This window comes from Pseudophaeobacter arcticus DSM 23566 (assembly GCF_000473205.1).
In the GTDB taxonomy this organism is placed as follows: domain Bacteria; phylum Pseudomonadota; class Alphaproteobacteria; order Rhodobacterales; family Rhodobacteraceae; genus Pseudophaeobacter; species Pseudophaeobacter arcticus.
Genome location: NZ_KI421507.1, coordinates 2,713,469 through 2,729,536, shown reverse-complemented (window position 1 = coordinate 2,729,536; position 16,068 = coordinate 2,713,469). Strand labels below are relative to the sequence as shown.

The window sequence follows — 16,068 nt, the reverse complement described above, 5'->3', positions numbered from 1 at the left end:
TTGCAATGCAAATACTCTGCCTGCTGCCTGACAGACTTTACTTGCGTAACGTCGTCAGTGTTGATTGTTTCCCTGCGATCTTGGAAATGTCCTCGTGACATAACTGGGGCGCGGTCTCTCGGGCATTTGCTAAAGCAAATACCCTGCCGACCGCCAACCAAAAAAAATCCAAGAACCGCAGGTTCTTGGATTTTTCTTGGTTTGGTGGCGATAGCGAGAGCAAAACACCCGGTCCCATCCCGAACCCGGAAGTTAAGTGCCTTTGCGCCAATGGTACTGCGTCTTAAGGCGTGGGAGAGTAGGTCACTGCCAAACCTAGTAAAATCCAAAAACTCTAAACGATAAAATANCCTTCAGATACCAAATCACTGAAGGAACAATCGTCTCTAAACCTAACGGTAAAGACAACAAAGGGCTTAACTAGCGAAAGCGATAGCCCAAACATAAGGTCCTCAAGTAGCCGATAGGCGATAGGACAAACATATGTCCTCAAGTAGCCAATAGGCGATAGGACAAGAATACTGTCGCGGGATGGAGCAGCCCGGTAGCTCGTCAGGCTCATAACCTGAAGGTCGTAGGTTCAAATCCTACTCCCGCAACCAAAATTTACATATCAATAACAGATACTTGCAGCCACCTACGGGTGGCTTTACGCGTTGCTGCTATATGCGCAGTGCTACAACGGTGCTAGGCCAGGTAATCGCGAAACACCTTGGAGCCGGTGGCCCAGTTCTCAAGATGCCCCTGGCGGGGAAGGGTTACGTAAGGTTCGCCCTGTGGTGTCTTCCACAGCTCCAGGTCATCAACCCGTGCCCGGTCCTGGTCCGTATCGTTACCTATACGTAGGGCGGCTTCCTCGGCGCTGTCCCCCCTATACCTATACGTAGGGGCGAGCGGCGCATTTGCCGCTGTTCCAGCCTGTATCGTAACGTACGGGATCGTTGCATCGGGAAGGTCGCAGAACACCCCGTTGATCAGGCTGTCAATCTCGCCACAGCCCCAGCCCGCCGTGATAGCATCGGCAACGTCCCACCCCTTGGGCAGCGGTTGGGGGAGGACCCCGGTCCGATCATGGGATTTAATCAGGGCGTCGGTGATCGGCAGCAAGAGCGGCGTCGCTTTATGTAACGTAACGAGATCTTGTGCGAGCTGTTTGGCATAATCCTGCCCTGGCGCGTCAAGATCAGGCCAGATGATGACCCTGCGCCCTGCCAGTGGCGACAGGTCGGTTTTTGCCAGGGCCTTGCTGCCGCCAAAGCTGGTGGAGGCCAGGTATCCGAGATCTGTGAGCGCATCGGCGCAGGTCTCACCTTCCACCCAAAAGATCGGCTGGTCTGGCGCGGCCTGGGCGATTTTGTCCAGGTTGTAGATGGGGCGTGATTGCGGTGCTTTCCATGCAGCTTTGGCCACATCATAGGGCAGGAAGAACTTGCGCTGTCCCGTGCCGTTTCCTTCATAGCGATTGGCGACCAGAAGGGGTGTTCCTGTTTGGTCGGTGTAGATATGCTGTTTGTCAGCCAGACCCGCAGAGGGGTGGCGCAGATCTTGCAGCGCGCTCATGGCTGCACCCCAAAGCGCTGCGCCAGTGCGCGTGCGGCCTGTCCCTGCTGTAGCCCATTCAGGTAGGCAAAGAGGCTGATGGCATCGCCGCCCCTGTCGTCGGTGGCAAAGTCCGCCCAAAGACAATTATCCATGTTGATCCGGAACGACCCTGGCGAGCGATCCGCGCGGGTGGGGTTTAACGCCACCCAATCGCGCCCCATACGCCGCCCATCGGGCAGCCATTCCGCCAGAAGGCTGTGCAGGTTGACCCGGCACAGGTTGGACTGGACCTGTCGCGGTTTGATGCCGCTCCTTTGATAGCATTTACTGCAACAAAGGAGATGAACTATGGGACTGAAACGGACGGACGAATTTCGCCAGGATGCGGTGCGGATAGCACTGACCAGTGGGCTAACGCGCAATCAGGTAGCTGATGACCTAGGTGTGGGCATGTCGACGCTGAACAAATGGATCACGGCATACAGAGACACGGGTGTGGTGACGAAAGAGGATTTAGGCCTCGCCCAAGAGAATGACCGGCTTCGGCGCGAGAACCGCATTCTCAAGGAGGAGCGGGAAATCTTAAAAAAGGCCACGGTGTTCTTCGCGAGCCAAAAGCCGTGAGGTTTAGGTTCATTGAGGAACACCGATCTGCGTTCTCTATCGGCCGGATGTGCGGTGTCATGGGGGTCAGTTCACGTGGGTTGCGGGCATTCCGCAGTCGCCCTGCCAGCCGCAGACAACGGTCCGACCTGGTCACGCTGGCGCATATCAAAGAACAATCCCGTCTCAGCCTTGGCAGTTATGGCAGGCCGCGCATGACTGAGGAATTGAAAGAGATCGGACTGGTTATTGGTCATCGTCGCGTGGGTCGCTTGATGCGCCAGAACGGCATATCGGTCATCAGAACGCGCAAACACAAGGTGACTACAGACAGCAATCATAAGTTCAACATCGCGCCGAACCTGTTGGACCGGGACTTCAACGCTGATGGGCCAAACCAGAAGTGGGCGGCCCCTCTCGGGACATTTCCTACGGAAATACCCTGCCGGGCAATGGACATCAGCTATATCTGGACGCGTGAAGGTTGGTTGTATCTCGCTGTGATACTGGATCTGCATTCAAGGCGCGTGATCGGCTGGGCGGTGAGTAACAGGATGAAGCGGGACCTGGCGATCCGTGCGTTGAACATGGCAATAGCCTTCCGGGGGCCGCCGAAGGGCTGCATCCATCACACGGATCGCGGATCGCAATATTGTTCGCACGACTATCGACAGATCTTGCGACAGCACGGCTTCAAAGTGTCCATGAGTGGCAAAGGCAATTGCTACGATAACGCTGCAGTCGAGACGTTCTTCAAAACCATCAAGGCCGAACTGATTTGGCGGCATTCATGGGAAACACGGCGGCAGGCCGAGATGGCGATCTTCGAATACATCAACGGCTTCTACAATCCGCGCCGCCGCCATTCAGCACTGGGCTGGAAAAGCCCTGTCGCCTTCGAACGAAAGGTGGCTTAAACGAGCACGTGGAGCGGCACGAAAGCGTGACAGGTCCAACCTGCTTTGAAATATCCCGGTAGGTTGCTCGGGCCTCTCGGTCCTTCAGATAGCTGTCAGCAGCGTCTCTTAGGGTCACTGGAGGGCGCTCTATGCCTTTGAGCTGCGCCTCCAAGAGCACGTCAAAACTTGAGGGAGCTGGATTGTTAGCGAACTTTGCTCCCAATTGCTGAGATGACAGTTTCTCGGCTTCCTTGCGGACTGCATCGGTGAAGTCCTGATACTTTCCTTGCTCAAGCTCTAAATCAACGGGCCCAATACGTTTGTCTCGAGGGGTCGCAAGACCATGCTCAATTGCTGCCTTCTGAGCGATCTCCCATCTGATTTGTTCGGTGGAAACCTTTGAACGTCTACCAGCCATTGCTTCATACTTGGCGTGAGCAATCTTCCATGCCTCATAGATTTCGGCGGGATCTTTTGTACCGAGAGACCACTCCACAGCATTTTTCCCAAAAACGCCTCGGAGATCTTCAGGGACACGCCTGCGATATTTGGCATTTGCTGTTGCTGTAGCGGGTTTGAGATGCGGTAGATCCAAGGCAATCCTCATGTGCGCCACCGCAGAATGTGTAGCGTTTGTGTAGTGGCATGACCACTAACACCATGAAAGTACTGCAATTTCAATGATAAATGGTGCCCCCACACGGACTCGAACCGCGGACCTACTGATTACAAATCAGTTGCTCTACCAGCTGAGCTATAGGGGCACTCTTTGTTTTGCAGCTGCGAAGCGCCATTTGGCGGGTGCTTTGCTGTTGCTGCGCCCTTCTACACCAAACAACTCTGTTTGCAAGACCTCTCAGGAAGAAATTTGTCCGGACTGAATTCTTTGTTCTCGCTCCGCTGACTACACCCCAATTTTGGCCTCATGTTGCCCTATGCTTTCAGATGATTGGCCCTTTGTTGGAGAGGGTCGAAATGATAGCGCGGCTTGGGGTGCTGGCTGGGAACGGTGCGGCTTGGCGCATAGGTTGCAAGGCTCAGTGCGCCTGGCTCGGCCCCCTTTGGCAAGCGGGGCGGGAAATACGGGATCAGGTGAAAGCAAGGCAAAATTCAATCAGAACAGCACAATAGATGATGAGATATAGATGAAACTGGTAGATGACACTGGTAGATGACACTGGGCGGTCCAGGGGACAAATTTCTTTATGGCTCTGTGCACGCGGAATCTTACCGCCAGCATCCTGTGAAGCCATGTACATGATCTCGGTGGGGGTAGGGCTGGTGCGTTATACTCATGATGTCGCGTGGGTAATGATTGGCAATTTGCTTGATGCTTTCATCTCCTTTAGCGAGAGATTTGAGCGGATGCTGGTCACGCCTGGCAAGCGGCGCAGGGTACCGTCGACAAAGGCGCTGTAGTCATCCAGGTCTCGCGCCACAACGATCAGCAGGAAGTCGTCCGCACCGGTGGTGTTGTGACAGGCAAGTATGTTGGGGGTTACTTCGACAATCCGTTGGAATTCCGCCGTTGCGGCCTGATCGTGTTCAGAACAGCGCAACTGGACGAAGGCCATGACACCCAGCCCCAGCTTGCGGCGGTTCAGATTGGCCTGATACCCGTCGATGATACCTTTTTCCTCCAGCCGTTTCAGGCGTCGCCAACAAGGGGTCTCGCTCATCCCCAGGGTTTCGGACAGCTTAGCATTTGTCATGCGTCCGTCGTTCTGCAGCAGGGTCAGGATCTGGGCGTTCACAGCATCGATATCGGGCAAGGGGGAAGTCTTTCGGTAATTGGCAATTTGTGAGGGGTTTCTCCTCCATTATGCAGAATTTCACGCGGGAATAGCAAAGTTATTTCCTTGCGGGGCATTATGATCGGCTCCAGCCACAACCGAAGCGGAAAGACCCTGCCATGAAAGCTGTTCTGTTTGAAAAGTTCCAAGACACGCCCAAGCTGGTGACGGTCGATGACCCAAGCCCCAAAGCCCATGGTGTTGTGTTGAAGGTCGCTGCAACTGGCGTATGCCGCAGTGACTGGCATGGCTGGATGGGACATGACAGCGACATCGAGCTGCCGCATATCCCGGGGCATGAACTGGCGGGCGTCGTTGAGGCGGTCGGCAAGGATGTTACCAACTGGAAGGTGGGGGACAAGGTGACTGTGCCCTTTATCTGCGGTTGCGGCAGCTGCTCCGAATGCCACGCAGGTCATCAACAGGTATGTTTGTATCAGGAGCAACCTGGCTTTACGCACTGGGGATCCTTTGCCGAATATGTCGGCATCCACCAGGCTGATCTGAACCTTGTTGCGCTGCCTGAGAGTATGGATTTTGCAACTGCTGCCAGTCTTGGATGTCGGTTCGCCACGTCCTTTCGAGCGGTGATTGATCAAGGCAAAGTCAGTGCAGGTCAATGGGTGGCAGTGCATGGCTGTGGCGGCGTTGGCCTGTCAGCCGTCATGATCGCGGCCGCTGCCGGGGCGAATGTGATTGGTGTGGACCTTGACCCTGCCAAACTGTCCCTTGCGCAGGATCTTGGCGCCGTGGCCGTCATCAACGGCACCGAAGCCGATGTGCCTGCCGCCATCCAAGAAATCACGCGCGGGGGGGCCCATGTGTCGCTGGACGCATTGGGGCATCCCGTGACCATGACCAATTCCATCCTCTGCCTGCGTCCGCGGGGCAAACATATCCAGGTTGGCCTGATGCTGGGAGAGCACGCAGCCCCCGCGATACCGATGCCCAAGATTGTTGGCCAGGAGATAGAACTGCTGGGCTCGCATGGGATGCAGGCGCATCGCTATGGCGCGATGCTGGATATGGTCGCCAGCGGCAAGCTTGATCCGGCCCGGCTGGTGGGGAGCCAAATCAGCCTTGCGGATGCGCCCGAGGCCCTGATGAACATGAATAAATTCCAGTCCGTCGGCGCGACAGTCATCACTCGGTTCTGAGATGTGTGGAGGTTTGCGTGCGAGAGGCAGTGAGCCTGGCGGGCGCAATCGAATAGCGAGAGGGCGAGACGATGTTTGAAAAAGTTGAGGAATACCCCGTCGACCCGATCATGATCGGGGCAGACTATTTTGCGCAAGATCCACGCTTGGACAAGCTCAACCTGACCGTTGGGATTTATCAGGACGCGGATGGAAAAACCCCGGTCCTGCGGGCCGTCAAAGAGGCAGAGCAGCGGCTGGTTGAGACGCAGGCGAGTAAATCCTACCTGGCTCTGACCGGAGATGCCGACTACTGCGCGCTCTTGGGGCAGGAGATCCTGGGGGAAACCTGGGGGCGCGATTGGGTCGCGGCACAGACCTCAGGCGGGGCGGTGGCACTGCGGGTGATGGCGGATCTTCTGGCTCAGATGCCCGATGCGCCCACGGTCTGGCTGCAAACGCCGACCTACGGGAACTACATCCCGATCCTGCAGGCTGCAGGCGCGCGGTTCAGGCAGGTGCCCTACTATGACACGATCCGGCGCGCGATCACCTTTGATCAGATGCTCGACGGGTTAAGTGCCGCCAAATCCGGCGATGTCTTCCTGATGCAAGGGGTCTGCCACAATCCCACGGGCGCGGATATGACGCCGGAACAGTTCGAGGCTTTGCTGACTGTGCTGGAAGCGCGGGGCATCGTGCCGTGGATCGACCTTGCCTATCTTGGCTTTGCGCAGAGTTTCGAGGCGGATTGCGCAATGGCCCAGCAGATTGCCGCGCGCTTTGCGGAATGTATTGTCTGCATCACGCTGTCCAAATCCTTTGGTATCTACCGCGACCGGGCCGGGGCGTTATTTGTCAAAACAGGCCAGGCGGACCACCCCAGGATGCATAGGGCGATCTCGGCGATTGTGCGCGCGGGGGCCTCTCATGCGCCGGATCATGGCCCCTCTGTGGTGCGCGAAATTCTGCAGGACCAAAAGTTGAAGGACCTTTGGCTGCAAGAGTTAGATCAGATGCGCGCCCGCGTCGCACAGGTGCGCGCAGACATCGCCCAGGCTGAGGCAGAGGCTTTTGGCACCCGGGATTTGGCATATCTGGCCCAGCAATCGGGGATGTTTTCTTTGCTGCCGCTGACCGAGCGCCAGGAAACAGCCTTAACACGCTATCACGGCATCCATGTGGTAAAGGGCGCCCGGGTCAACGTCGCGCGGCTTGGGCCGGAGGATATTGGTTGGCTCATTCGGGCGGTGCACGAGGTGGTGACAGCCCCTTCCTGAGTGTAGGTGCCAGCCTGAGTGCTGGCCTGACCAGAGTGCGGGAGGTGGGGGCAGTGTTAGGCTTGAAAACCTACTTCAGGCCAGACTGGCCTGGCACACATGGGGGAGGGGCAGGCCAAAAATCGGCTCAAACCTGGGTCAAAGGTCCCCGGCCCAGGGGGGATCAGCGCCTTCCCGGGCAACCGTTTTGGCAGCGGCCCTGGCGCCATGCTCCAAAGCAAGTTGGAGCGTCTCGGGCGACAGGGTCTGTACCTGATCCTTGCTGAGGCAGTTCAGCTCGGACAGCTTGGCCAGAAGGCCCGCGTTGAAGGTGTCGCCAGCGCCAACGGTATCCACGATTTCAGCTGGTGTTGCTGGCACGTGAATTTGGCTGCCATTGGCCAGAAAACCATCCGCGCCATCGCCGCCACGTGTGAGAACCACCAGCGACGGCCCCAGCGCCAACAGCTGCTTTACTTTCTGCTCGTCGCTTTGGGGCGCAGGGAACAGCCAGTTCAGGTCCTCGTCGGAGACTTTTACAATATCCGCCTGCGCCATCATGTGACCCAAGCGCTGACGGTATCGGGCGGCGTCCTTGATGAAACCTGGGCGGATATTGGGATCAATCATGATCACGCGCGACCCAGCTTCGCGGGCCAATAGCGCGGCGTAGCAGTCACTAGCGGGTTCACTGGCAAGGCTGATACCGCCAAAAAACAGGGCTGTGATCGCATTGGGCAGAGCTGGGATTTGGGCAATATTCAGCATCCGCCCGGCAGAGTTTTCATCATAAAAACAATAGGATGCCTGACCTTCCATCAGCTGTACAAAGGCCAGGGTTGTGGGGCGGTCTGACCAGAGGATATGCGAGGTATCCACATGGGATTGGGTCAAATGCGCCGCCAGTTTCTGGCCAAATATGTCATGTGACACCCCGGTAAGCAGGCCTGCCGGAGCCCCAAGACGGCCCAGGGCAACGGCAGTATTGAGCACCGCTCCGCCGGGTCTTGGCACATAGGCTTCGGTGCCCGGCTTTGATGTCATCGGGATCATGTCGATCAAAGCGTCACCGCAACAAAGGATCATTGCCACACTCCGGGGGCTTTGGGGGCCGAGATTAGGTGCTCTGCATTGGCTGCATGTCCTGTTGTCAGCGCATCTGCAGCCAAGACCCTAACGCCGTTGCAATTCGGCTGTGCCTCACGATATCGCCGTAGGTTTTCGGCTGCAACAGCCGAGCGAGGGGCGATCTTTGCTGTTCTGAGCCGCCATTCTCGAACATCGGGCCAGCAGGTTGCGACCAAAAGGAACGCGGTAAAGGAAATCTCAATTCCGCGGGGCTATTTTGTGAAAGACCGCAGTTTCAGACAGAAGGCTGATATGAACAAAACCTGCTTGGCTTTGCCTCTAACCTATATCGTTCTTGCACTCAGCGCGGTGCAATGCGGCGCCACAGAGCGGTTTTCCATTGTGAATGAGGATTTCTTTGGCCAGGGAAATTCAGCGGTGCAGCCTGTGTTGGCGCGCCATAGCCCGGTTTCTGTGTTGACGGCCAATCCAGCTCCACAGGGGCTGGAGGCCGAGATGGAGGCGGTGCAGGCCAATCTTGCCAGCCTGTTTGCGGATCGTCGCGGCACCAGTCTGTTCCGGGCGCTGCCACGGGGCGTGGCCAAAGGAGCAGTGGCCAAAGGGGCGGTGGCAAAGCTGATGCAGCTGATCGCCAGCGCCGAGGCCGGCGGGGCGCAGTATGATGCGGTGCAACATGCGGCTGCTGTCAAGCCGAACAAGCGCCCAACCGCAATGACCCTGGGTGAGATCTACGACTGGATCGCCCGCACCCCGGGGCAACAACATGCCATTGGCCGCTACCAGTTTATTCCCGCGACGCTGAAACGTCTTGCCGATCATGTGGGTGCCAAACGCGACGATGTGTTTTCGCCTCAACTGCAGGACCGTCTGGCGCATCAGCTGCTTGAAGAAGCGGGCCTGAGCGCGATGATGGCCGATGACATGAGCCGCAAGGATTTCATGCACAATCTGGCCAAGATCTGGGCCGGGCTGCCGACGCCAAGTGGGAAATCCTATTATCACGGGTTGGCGGGCAATCGGGCGGTGCTCAGCTGGGCCAAATTCGACGCAGAGATGGCGCGCATTTTCCCCGGCTAGTGGCCCTGTAAACAACCTGTAAACAACCTGAAAACAGCCTGTAAACTGCCTGTAAACTGTCTGTCACGGGGCCGTGGTCAGGGCTCTTGCGTAGATCGGTCGCATGACAAAAGCGGTTAAATACATCGGGACTTGATAACATCCAAGAAAGATCAGCAGCGGATCCGTGGTGCTGGCGGGCAGGGCGATGAGAAACAGCGCAAAGTTCCGGTTTCCAGCCACCACAGAGCAGGGCGCTGCGATTTGGAATGCTCCGCGCCACATCAGCCAGCGAAAGCAGGCATATTGCAGGCCAAAGTTGAGGCTCAGGGCCAACAGCATCCACTGAGCGACAGGCCAGGGCGCGCTATGCAGAGCCGGGCCCAGGGCCGCCATCAGACCTATCACGATCACCACCAGCGCCAGAATGGTGACCCCATCTACAGCGCGGCCCATGCGCTCATTCAGATCGCGTGCGAGCCAGTGCCGACAGAAAAAAGCCAGCCCAACCGTCAGGGCGATGGTGCCGGTCAGTCGCAGTGAAGCATGCAGAACCGATTTAAGATCGCCGAGCTCGGGCAGCAGCAACAATACCGGCAAAACCGTCAATGGCATCAGGGCGGTGCCAAGGATCATCAACCGAAAGGCGGGTTCAGGTGCATGCCCCATCAACAGGGTGATATTGGGGCTGCCGGTCAGGGAGGGCGCCGACAGCATCAGGATCACGGCAATGGCCAGCGGCGTAGCCAGCAGCCCCAGCCCGGCAAAACAGACCAGCGCTCCCAGCGGCAGGGCCATTTGCAAGACCACAACGGCCTTGAGACTGGAGATGCCATCGCGCAGCCCACCCAGGGCGCGCGACGCGCCAATGCGAAACGCGGTCAGAAACAACAGGCCGGCCACCATCTCTGGCAACCAGGGTTTTAGTATTGCGGCCAGGTGCGGCAGGGCAAATCCTGCCAGCAGTCCAAGCACCATTGCAGCCCGCCCATGGCGGGCCACAATATTCAGCAGGCCTATCACTGTGTTACCCGCCAGCTGGTCCGCTGCGCAGATTATTGGGGAGCCATGTTGCCAGCTCGGGCCAGGCGACCAGGATCACCACCATCACCAGCATCAGGCCGACCATGGGGATCGCGGTCTTGGCAATATAGGAGATCTCGTGGCGGGTCATGCTTTGCAGCACAAAGAGGTTGAACCCAATTGGCGGCGTCACCTGGGCCATTTCAACGACCACCACGATGAAGATGCCAAACCAGATCACATCAATACCGGCCTGACGGATCATCGGCTCAACGATGGCCATGGTCAGCACCACCGAAGAAATCCCATCCAGGAACATGCCCAACACCACGTAAAACAGGGTGAGCGCCACAATCAGTACCAGCGGTGACAGGTTCATCTGGTCGATCCAGGCTGCAAGCGCCCGGGGCAATCCGGTAAAGCCCATGGACAGCGATAGGAACGACGCTCCCATCAGGATCAGCGCAATCATTGCAGAGGTACGCGTGGCGCCCATCAATGACTCGGTAAAGGTGGACCAGCCCAGCGAGCCCTGAAACAGTGCCAGCGTCAAGGCACCAAGCACGCCTACCGCAGCGGCCTCGGTGGCGGTGGCAAGGCCTAGATACATCGAACCGATCACCACGGTGACCAGCGTCAGCACCGGGATCAGAAACCGGCTCTCTGACATCATTTCCCCAAAGGACATGGCGGGCTCTGGTTCGGGACGCTGGTCTTTGGCAAAGAAATGCCAGCCGATGATATAGGCCATGAACAGGCTGGCCAGCACCAGTCCGGGGAAAATGCCGGCCATGAACAGCTTGGTAATCGATTCATTGATCGACACGCCATAGACGATCAGCGTCAGCGAGGGCGGAATCATCAGCCCCAGCGTTGCGGCTCCCGCCAGGGTGCCAACGATCATATATTCCGGGTAGCCGCGTTTGCGCAGCTCGGGGATCGACATCTTGCCGACGGTGGTCAGGGTTGCTGCGGATGAGCCGGACACGGCGGCAAAGATGGTGCAGCCGGCAATATTGGTGTGCAGCAACCCGCCAGGCAGCCAGCGCATCCAGGGGGCAAGGCCGCGAAACATGTCCTGTGACAGGCGGGTGCGATAGAGGATCTCACCCATCCAGATGAACAGCGGCAGCGCCGTCAGGGTCCAGCTGGAGGCTCCGGTCCAGATGGTGGTGATCATCGCGTCCCCGGCGGGGCGGGTGGTGAACAGCTCCATGCCAAACCAGGCGACGCCCATCAGCGCCAGACCAATCCAGACGGAACTGCCCAGCAGGGCAAAGAGCACAAAAACAAAGATAAGGGTTGTATAGATCTCGCCCATTATTCCACGGCCTCCGAAGTAATGCTGGCCCGGCGGGTGATCAGCAGGCGACACAGATAGTCCCACAGCGCCAGCGCCAGCAGCACGGTGCCGATCGACATTGGCAGCTGTGGCAGCCAGACCGGGGTATAGACCCAGTCAGACCCGGTTTCGGCCCAAAGCTTGCCCCAGTGAGCGGGGGCGGTGACAAACATCTTGAAGACGGCGATCAGCCACTCCGGGGTAAAGTCCTGCCCCTGGGTGCGGTCATTCAGCATCTCGGACATGATATTGGTCTTGATGGCAAAACGGGCAAAATAGGTTGCGGTGATGGCTGCGATCCACATGGCGAATGCATCCAGCCACAGGCCAAAGTGATGCCCCATGTTGAGAAAGATCGACACCCGGATATGGGCGCCACGGGTTAGCGCATGGGCCAAGGCAAAAAAAGAGGTCGCCGCCATGGCATAGCCTGCATATTCGGTGGAGCCTGGGAAGGTCAGGTTGCTCCAGCGGGCGCCCATCTGGGCGACGATCAGCAGCAGGATGGTGATCATGCAGACTGCGGCCAACACACCTGCAGACAGATAGATCCGATCCAGCAGGGCCTGCAGTGGCCGCAGAGCACGGCCCATTGGAGCCGGTGCAGCCAGACAGGTTAGTGCCAAAACGGTTGGAATAACAAAAAGCCAAGCCCAGAGCGGCAGGCCCAGAAACGGTTGCCAGTCACGCATGCCCATCCCCCAAATGTGGTCATAAAAGACGGCCCCTACCCGGTAAAAGCAGGAGCCGTCAGGTGAGAGGTCGTGAGGTTATTTGGCGTTATAGGCGTCCAGAATGGCCTGGCCGTCGTCACCGGCTGCTGCCAGCCATTCGGCTGTCATCTTGGTGCCAATTTCCTGCAGCTCGGCGAGGAATTCGGGGCCTGCGTCAGCCACGGTCATGCCATTGTCTGACAGTTGTTCAAAGTACCAGTTGGCCAGCTCTTCGGATTTGGCAGCGCAGGCGGCCCCGGTCTCGTCGGCGGCCTTTTGCACCTGGGCCTGGGTCTCGGGGCTCAGGTCTTCCCAGACCTGTTTGTTGACGATGACATAGTTGCGTGGCAGCCAGGCGTTGACCTTGTAATAATGGCTCAGGTTTTCCCAGACCTTGCGGTCATACCCGGTCGAGCCCGACGAGATGAATGCCTCGGCAACGCCGGTGGCCAGTGCCTGGCTCAACTCGGCGGCTTCGACCTGTACCGGGATCATGCCCAGTTCTTCGGCAAAGGTTGCTGTTGCGGTGTTGTAGCTGCGGAACTTGACGCCCTGGGTGTCGGCAGAGGAGGAGACCTCTTTGTTGAAGTAAAAGCCCTGGCCTGGCCAGGGGCAGGTATAAAGCGCAACAAGGTTCAGCTCGCCAAGCTGACTATTCACCCGGTCTTTTGCGGCATGCCAGAGCTTTTCGTTGTCGGCATAGGTGGTGGCAATAAAGGGCAGGTTATCCCAGCCCAGCAACGGCGCCTCATTGGCATGGGCGGACATGAAGCGTTCACCAATCGGGGCCTGGCCGGTCTGCACCGCGCGTTTGATCTCGCCACCCTTGAACAGGGAGCCACCGGGATGCACGGTGATGTCAATATCGCCGCCAGTGTAGTCGCGGACCTTATCGGCAAAAACAACCCCCATCTCTGAGTGATAATTGGATGCGGAATAGGCCATTGGCATATCCCAGCTTTCCGCCACAGCGCCTGAGGCGGCAAACGCCAGCGCCGAGGCTGTAAAGGCCATTTTGATAGAAGTTTTAGATGTCATGGTAATCTCCCTGGAGGTTGGTGGTGCTGTTTTTCAGCTTGCTATTGCCGGCTTGTCTTTGCCGGTTTGTTTGGAATTGGGGGCCTAACAGGCGTTAGGCAAAACGATCCGGTTCAAAGGGACGCATGTCAAGGTTCATGGGCTGGCCGGAAATCAGACTGGCCACCATACGCCCCGTTTTTGCGCCGCCGGTCAGGCCAATATGGTGGTGGCCAAAGGCGGTAAAGACGCCCGAGCCGGCGACCTCGCCAATCAGTGGCAGGCTGTCGGTCGGGGCGGGGCGAAAGCCGAGCCATTCTTCCTCCTCAACGGCCTGCATCTGCGGGAAGGTCTCTGCCACCGTGCGTCGAAGCAGCGCCAGGGGCGCCTTGGACGGGGTTTCATCCAAGCCACCAAATTCCACAACACCGGCGCAGCGCAGGCCCTGATCCATCGGGGTGGCGACAAATTTGCCGGCCGCCACCATCATCGGATAGCGTGGGGTGATGCTGGGGGATTTGAACAGAATGTGATAGCCCCGTTCTGCTTCCATCGGCACCTTGAGGCCCAGTTTCTGCATCAGGGGCTTGGACCAGATCCCGGCAGAAATCACCACCTTGTCACAGTCAAAGCGCCCCTGGTCAGTGTCTACCGCAGAAATGCGGCCACCGCTGAGGTCGAAATCCTTCACTTCCGCCTGGACAAAGCTGCCGCCCATTTCGACCAGGAGTTTGACCAGATCTTTGACGTAGTTGGCGGGGTTTAGGATAAAACCGTGGTTTTTGTTCACCGCCAGAAGGGAAGTGTTCTTGCCCAGGATCGGCTCGTACTCCTGAACCGCCGCGCCCTCGATGATCTCTGGTATGAACCCCGCCTCGCGGCGCAGCTCCCAGACATAGGCATCTTCCTCAAAGGCTGCGCGGTCCTTGTAGGCAAAGTTGTAATTGGTCTCTTTGATCCATTTTGCAGCTGGGGTGTCGGCGGTCAGGGCCTGATGCTGTTCGACACTGTCACCAACAATATGGGTAAGAGATTTTGCAATGCGGCGGGTGTCGTTGTCATTGGCATGTGACAGGTACTTTATCAGCCAGGGCAACAGCCTTGGTGTGTAGCCCCAACGCATGAACAGCGGAAACTTTGGGTCCAACAGATATTTTGGCCCCTTGGAGAGCAACCCTGGCGTGGTCACCGGCACCATGGCGCAGCTGGCCAGCAGACAGCCATTGCCGTAGGAGGCGCCCATGCCGGGCTCTCCTTTGTCAATCAGGGTGACGTTGTATCCGGCACGTTTCAGCCAGAGCGCAGTGGCGGCGCCCACAATGCCAGCGCCAACAATGATGATGTGTTCTGTTTTCATTCAACGTCGCTTTGGTTGTCCTGTTGGTTGTGCAGGTATCAGCAGCAGGGCGTTGCAAAAATCGCCTGCCCAGCCCCTTGGGACATGCTGCAAAAAGCACAGATCGTTTGCTGACCATGCCCAGTCAGTCACATCATTTCAAATATAATTATCGATGCGCTCCATAACAAAAAATGATACAGAGGGCGCATGAACCTACGTTTTAGACAGTTACAGGCGTTTCATTCGGTGATTGAGACCGGAACAGTGACCGGCGCGGCTGCACTTTTGGGAATTTCCCAGCCTGCGGTCTCAAACCTTTTGCATCAGTTGGAACGGCAGACCCGGTTCAAATTGTTTGAGCGTGATCGCGGCCGGTTGCGGGCGACGCCAGAAGCCAATCTGTTGTTTCGTGAGATTGATACGGTGGTGCGTGGCTTTGATCACGTGACCCATGCAGTGATTGATCTGCAGAACAAGCAGGCAGGGCAGCTGCAGGTGGCCTCGCAGCATTCGATGTCCTTTGGGTTTATGCCAAAGCTGATTGCCAAATTCGCCCGCGACCGGCCGGATATGTCGATCTCGTTCCAGTCGCAGTATTCATCGAAGATCCAGGAATGGGTGATCTCGGGCCTGTTTGAAATTGGTATCTGCGAAACGCCGCTGCTGCATGATGGGCTGCAGGCCTATCCTATCCGGGTTGAAACATCCCTGGCGCTTCCCGCTGACAGCCCGCTGGCGCAACATGAGGTTCTTACCCCGGCGCTCTTGGAAGGTGCGCCATTTCTGGTCATGGGGCCTGATCACATCACCCACCGGAACATTCGCGAAGCCTTTGTACAGGCGGGGGTGCCGCTCAAGACGCGGGTTCATGCGCAGTTGTTCAAGAACCTGCTGAGCTTTGTCAAAGAGGGAATGGGCGTGGCCTTGCTGGATCCCTTTGTGCTGGATTTTGACAAGGAGGGCGGCTTTGTCTCGCGCTGTTTTCGCCCGCAGATCCTGATGGAGATGGCAGTGATTACCTCTGCCGCGCGACCGCTGTCTTCAATCGGGCAAGAGTTTCTGGCGCTTTTGCAGTCGGAACTGGCGCCCTATTGTGTGGACTGACAGTGTTCAAATAAGGAGGGGCTCCCGCGCAGATCAAGGCCATCAAAGATGACCTCTCTCCCCTTGGGCCGGGCGCCGCGCCAAGGCGCGGCGCGGTTGGTGACTGGAGCTCAGGGAGTGCGGAACGGAGTTTCAGGGTGGGCCGATATCTTT

At 57.7% G+C, this 16,068-nt stretch carries 15 protein-coding genes, 2 tRNA genes and 1 rRNA gene; 7 read left to right on the top strand and 11 right to left on the bottom strand.

Annotated features, from left to right (window positions below):
* The first annotated feature begins 200 nt into the window (after positions 1-200).
* Together rrf and ARCT_RS0117430 are read left to right on the top strand one after the other, a co-directional pair.
* Positions 201-315: ribosomal RNA gene (gene rrf / locus ARCT_RS0117435) — 5S ribosomal RNA — on the top strand.
* Positions 316-525: 210 nt separating this feature from the next.
* Positions 526-602 (top strand) — tRNA-Met (locus ARCT_RS0117430).
* A gap of 85 nt (positions 603-687) precedes the next feature.
* Here the strand turns inward: ARCT_RS0117430 and ARCT_RS0117425 are convergent.
* Complete coding sequence (locus ARCT_RS0117425; protein WP_027239009.1) at positions 688-1,560, bottom strand: hypothetical protein; 873 nt, start codon at positions 1,558-1,560, stop codon at positions 688-690.
* Positions 1,557-1,763 (bottom strand): hypothetical protein, encoded by a 207-nt coding sequence (locus ARCT_RS0117420; RefSeq protein ID WP_205855535.1) that lies wholly within the window; start codon positions 1,761-1,763, stop codon positions 1,557-1,559. The genes ARCT_RS0117425 and ARCT_RS0117420 overlap by 4 nt, the downstream gene beginning before the upstream one ends.
* A gap of 127 nt (positions 1,764-1,890) precedes the next feature.
* Here ARCT_RS0117420 and ARCT_RS0117410 point away from each other — a divergent pair.
* Positions 1,891-3,062 (top strand): IS3 family transposase gene (locus tag ARCT_RS0117410; RefSeq protein ID WP_154665302.1). Its coding sequence is split into 2 segments (ribosomal slippage): positions 1,891-2,122 and positions 2,122-3,062, totalling 1,173 coding nucleotides; the frame shifts between segments, so codons are not numbered across the junction.
* Here the strand turns inward: ARCT_RS0117410 and ARCT_RS28080 are convergent.
* The 3 genes from ARCT_RS28080 to ARCT_RS0117395 all read right to left on the bottom strand — a co-directional run bounded on the left by ARCT_RS28080 (position 2,980) and on the right by ARCT_RS0117395 (position 4,816).
* The gene (locus ARCT_RS28080) at positions 2,980-3,651 is read right to left on the bottom strand and encodes a DUF6538 domain-containing protein (protein WP_154665388.1); all 672 of its coding nucleotides are present in this window, start codon (positions 3,649-3,651) and stop codon (positions 2,980-2,982) included. The genes ARCT_RS0117410 and ARCT_RS28080 overlap by 83 nt on opposite strands.
* Positions 3,652-3,732: 81 nt before the next feature.
* Positions 3,733-3,808, bottom strand: a tRNA-Thr gene (locus ARCT_RS0117405).
* Between the two features lie 528 nt (positions 3,809-4,336).
* A complete protein-coding gene (locus ARCT_RS0117395) occupies positions 4,337-4,816 on the bottom strand; it encodes an Lrp/AsnC family transcriptional regulator (protein WP_027241218.1) in 480 nt (159 codons plus the stop codon).
* Positions 4,817-4,956: 140 nt separating this feature from the next.
* On the opposite strand from ARCT_RS0117395, the gene ARCT_RS0117390 reads away from it, so the two are divergent.
* Positions 4,957-5,994, top strand: a complete 1,038-nt coding sequence (locus tag ARCT_RS0117390) for a zinc-dependent alcohol dehydrogenase family protein (protein ID WP_027241217.1) — start codon at positions 4,957-4,959, stop codon at positions 5,992-5,994.
* Between the two features lie 71 nt (positions 5,995-6,065).
* Positions 6,066-7,253: an aromatic amino acid transaminase gene (locus ARCT_RS0117385; protein WP_027241216.1), complete on the top strand. Its 1,188-nt coding sequence runs from the start codon at positions 6,066-6,068 to the stop codon at positions 7,251-7,253.
* Between the two features lie 138 nt (positions 7,254-7,391).
* Here ARCT_RS0117385 and ARCT_RS0117380 read toward each other — a convergent pair whose 3' ends face one another.
* Positions 7,392-8,318 (bottom strand): carbohydrate kinase family protein, encoded by a 927-nt coding sequence (locus ARCT_RS0117380; RefSeq protein WP_027241215.1) that lies wholly within the window; start codon positions 8,316-8,318, stop codon positions 7,392-7,394.
* A gap of 294 nt (positions 8,319-8,612) precedes the next feature.
* Here ARCT_RS0117380 and ARCT_RS0117375 point away from each other — a divergent pair, with 294 nt between their 5' ends.
* The gene (locus ARCT_RS0117375) at positions 8,613-9,398 is read left to right on the top strand and encodes a lysozyme family protein (protein WP_027241214.1); all 786 of its coding nucleotides are present in this window, start codon (positions 8,613-8,615) and stop codon (positions 9,396-9,398) included.
* Positions 9,399-9,461: 63 nt separating this feature from the next.
* Here ARCT_RS0117375 and ARCT_RS0117370 read toward each other — a convergent pair whose 3' ends face one another.
* The 5 genes from ARCT_RS0117370 to ARCT_RS0117350 form a co-directional block, all read right to left on the bottom strand.
* Entirely contained in the window at positions 9,462-10,355 is an 894-nt protein-coding gene (locus ARCT_RS0117370; protein WP_051361098.1) for a hypothetical protein, read from the bottom strand.
* A gap of 49 nt (positions 10,356-10,404) precedes the next feature.
* On the bottom strand, positions 10,405-11,721 hold the full coding sequence (locus ARCT_RS0117365) for a TRAP transporter large permease (protein ID WP_027241212.1): 1,317 nt from the start codon (positions 11,719-11,721) through the stop codon (positions 10,405-10,407).
* Positions 11,721-12,434, bottom strand: a complete 714-nt coding sequence (locus ARCT_RS0117360) for a TRAP transporter small permease (protein WP_027241211.1) — start codon at positions 12,432-12,434, stop codon at positions 11,721-11,723. Before ARCT_RS0117360 ends, ARCT_RS0117365 begins: the two co-directional genes overlap by 1 nt.
* Positions 12,435-12,512: 78 nt before the next feature.
* The gene (locus ARCT_RS0117355) at positions 12,513-13,493 is read right to left on the bottom strand and encodes a TRAP transporter substrate-binding protein (protein WP_027241210.1); all 981 of its coding nucleotides are present in this window, start codon (positions 13,491-13,493) and stop codon (positions 12,513-12,515) included.
* Positions 13,494-13,587: 94 nt separating this feature from the next.
* Complete coding sequence (locus ARCT_RS0117350) at positions 13,588-14,829, bottom strand: NAD(P)/FAD-dependent oxidoreductase (protein WP_027241209.1); 1,242 nt, start codon at positions 14,827-14,829, stop codon at positions 13,588-13,590.
* 189 nt (positions 14,830-15,018) lie between these two features.
* Between ARCT_RS0117350 and ARCT_RS0117345 the strand changes: the two genes are divergently transcribed.
* Positions 15,019-15,915: a LysR substrate-binding domain-containing protein gene (locus tag ARCT_RS0117345; protein WP_027241208.1), complete on the top strand. Its 897-nt coding sequence runs from the start codon at positions 15,019-15,021 to the stop codon at positions 15,913-15,915.
* The last annotated feature ends 153 nt before the right edge of the window (positions 15,916-16,068 follow it).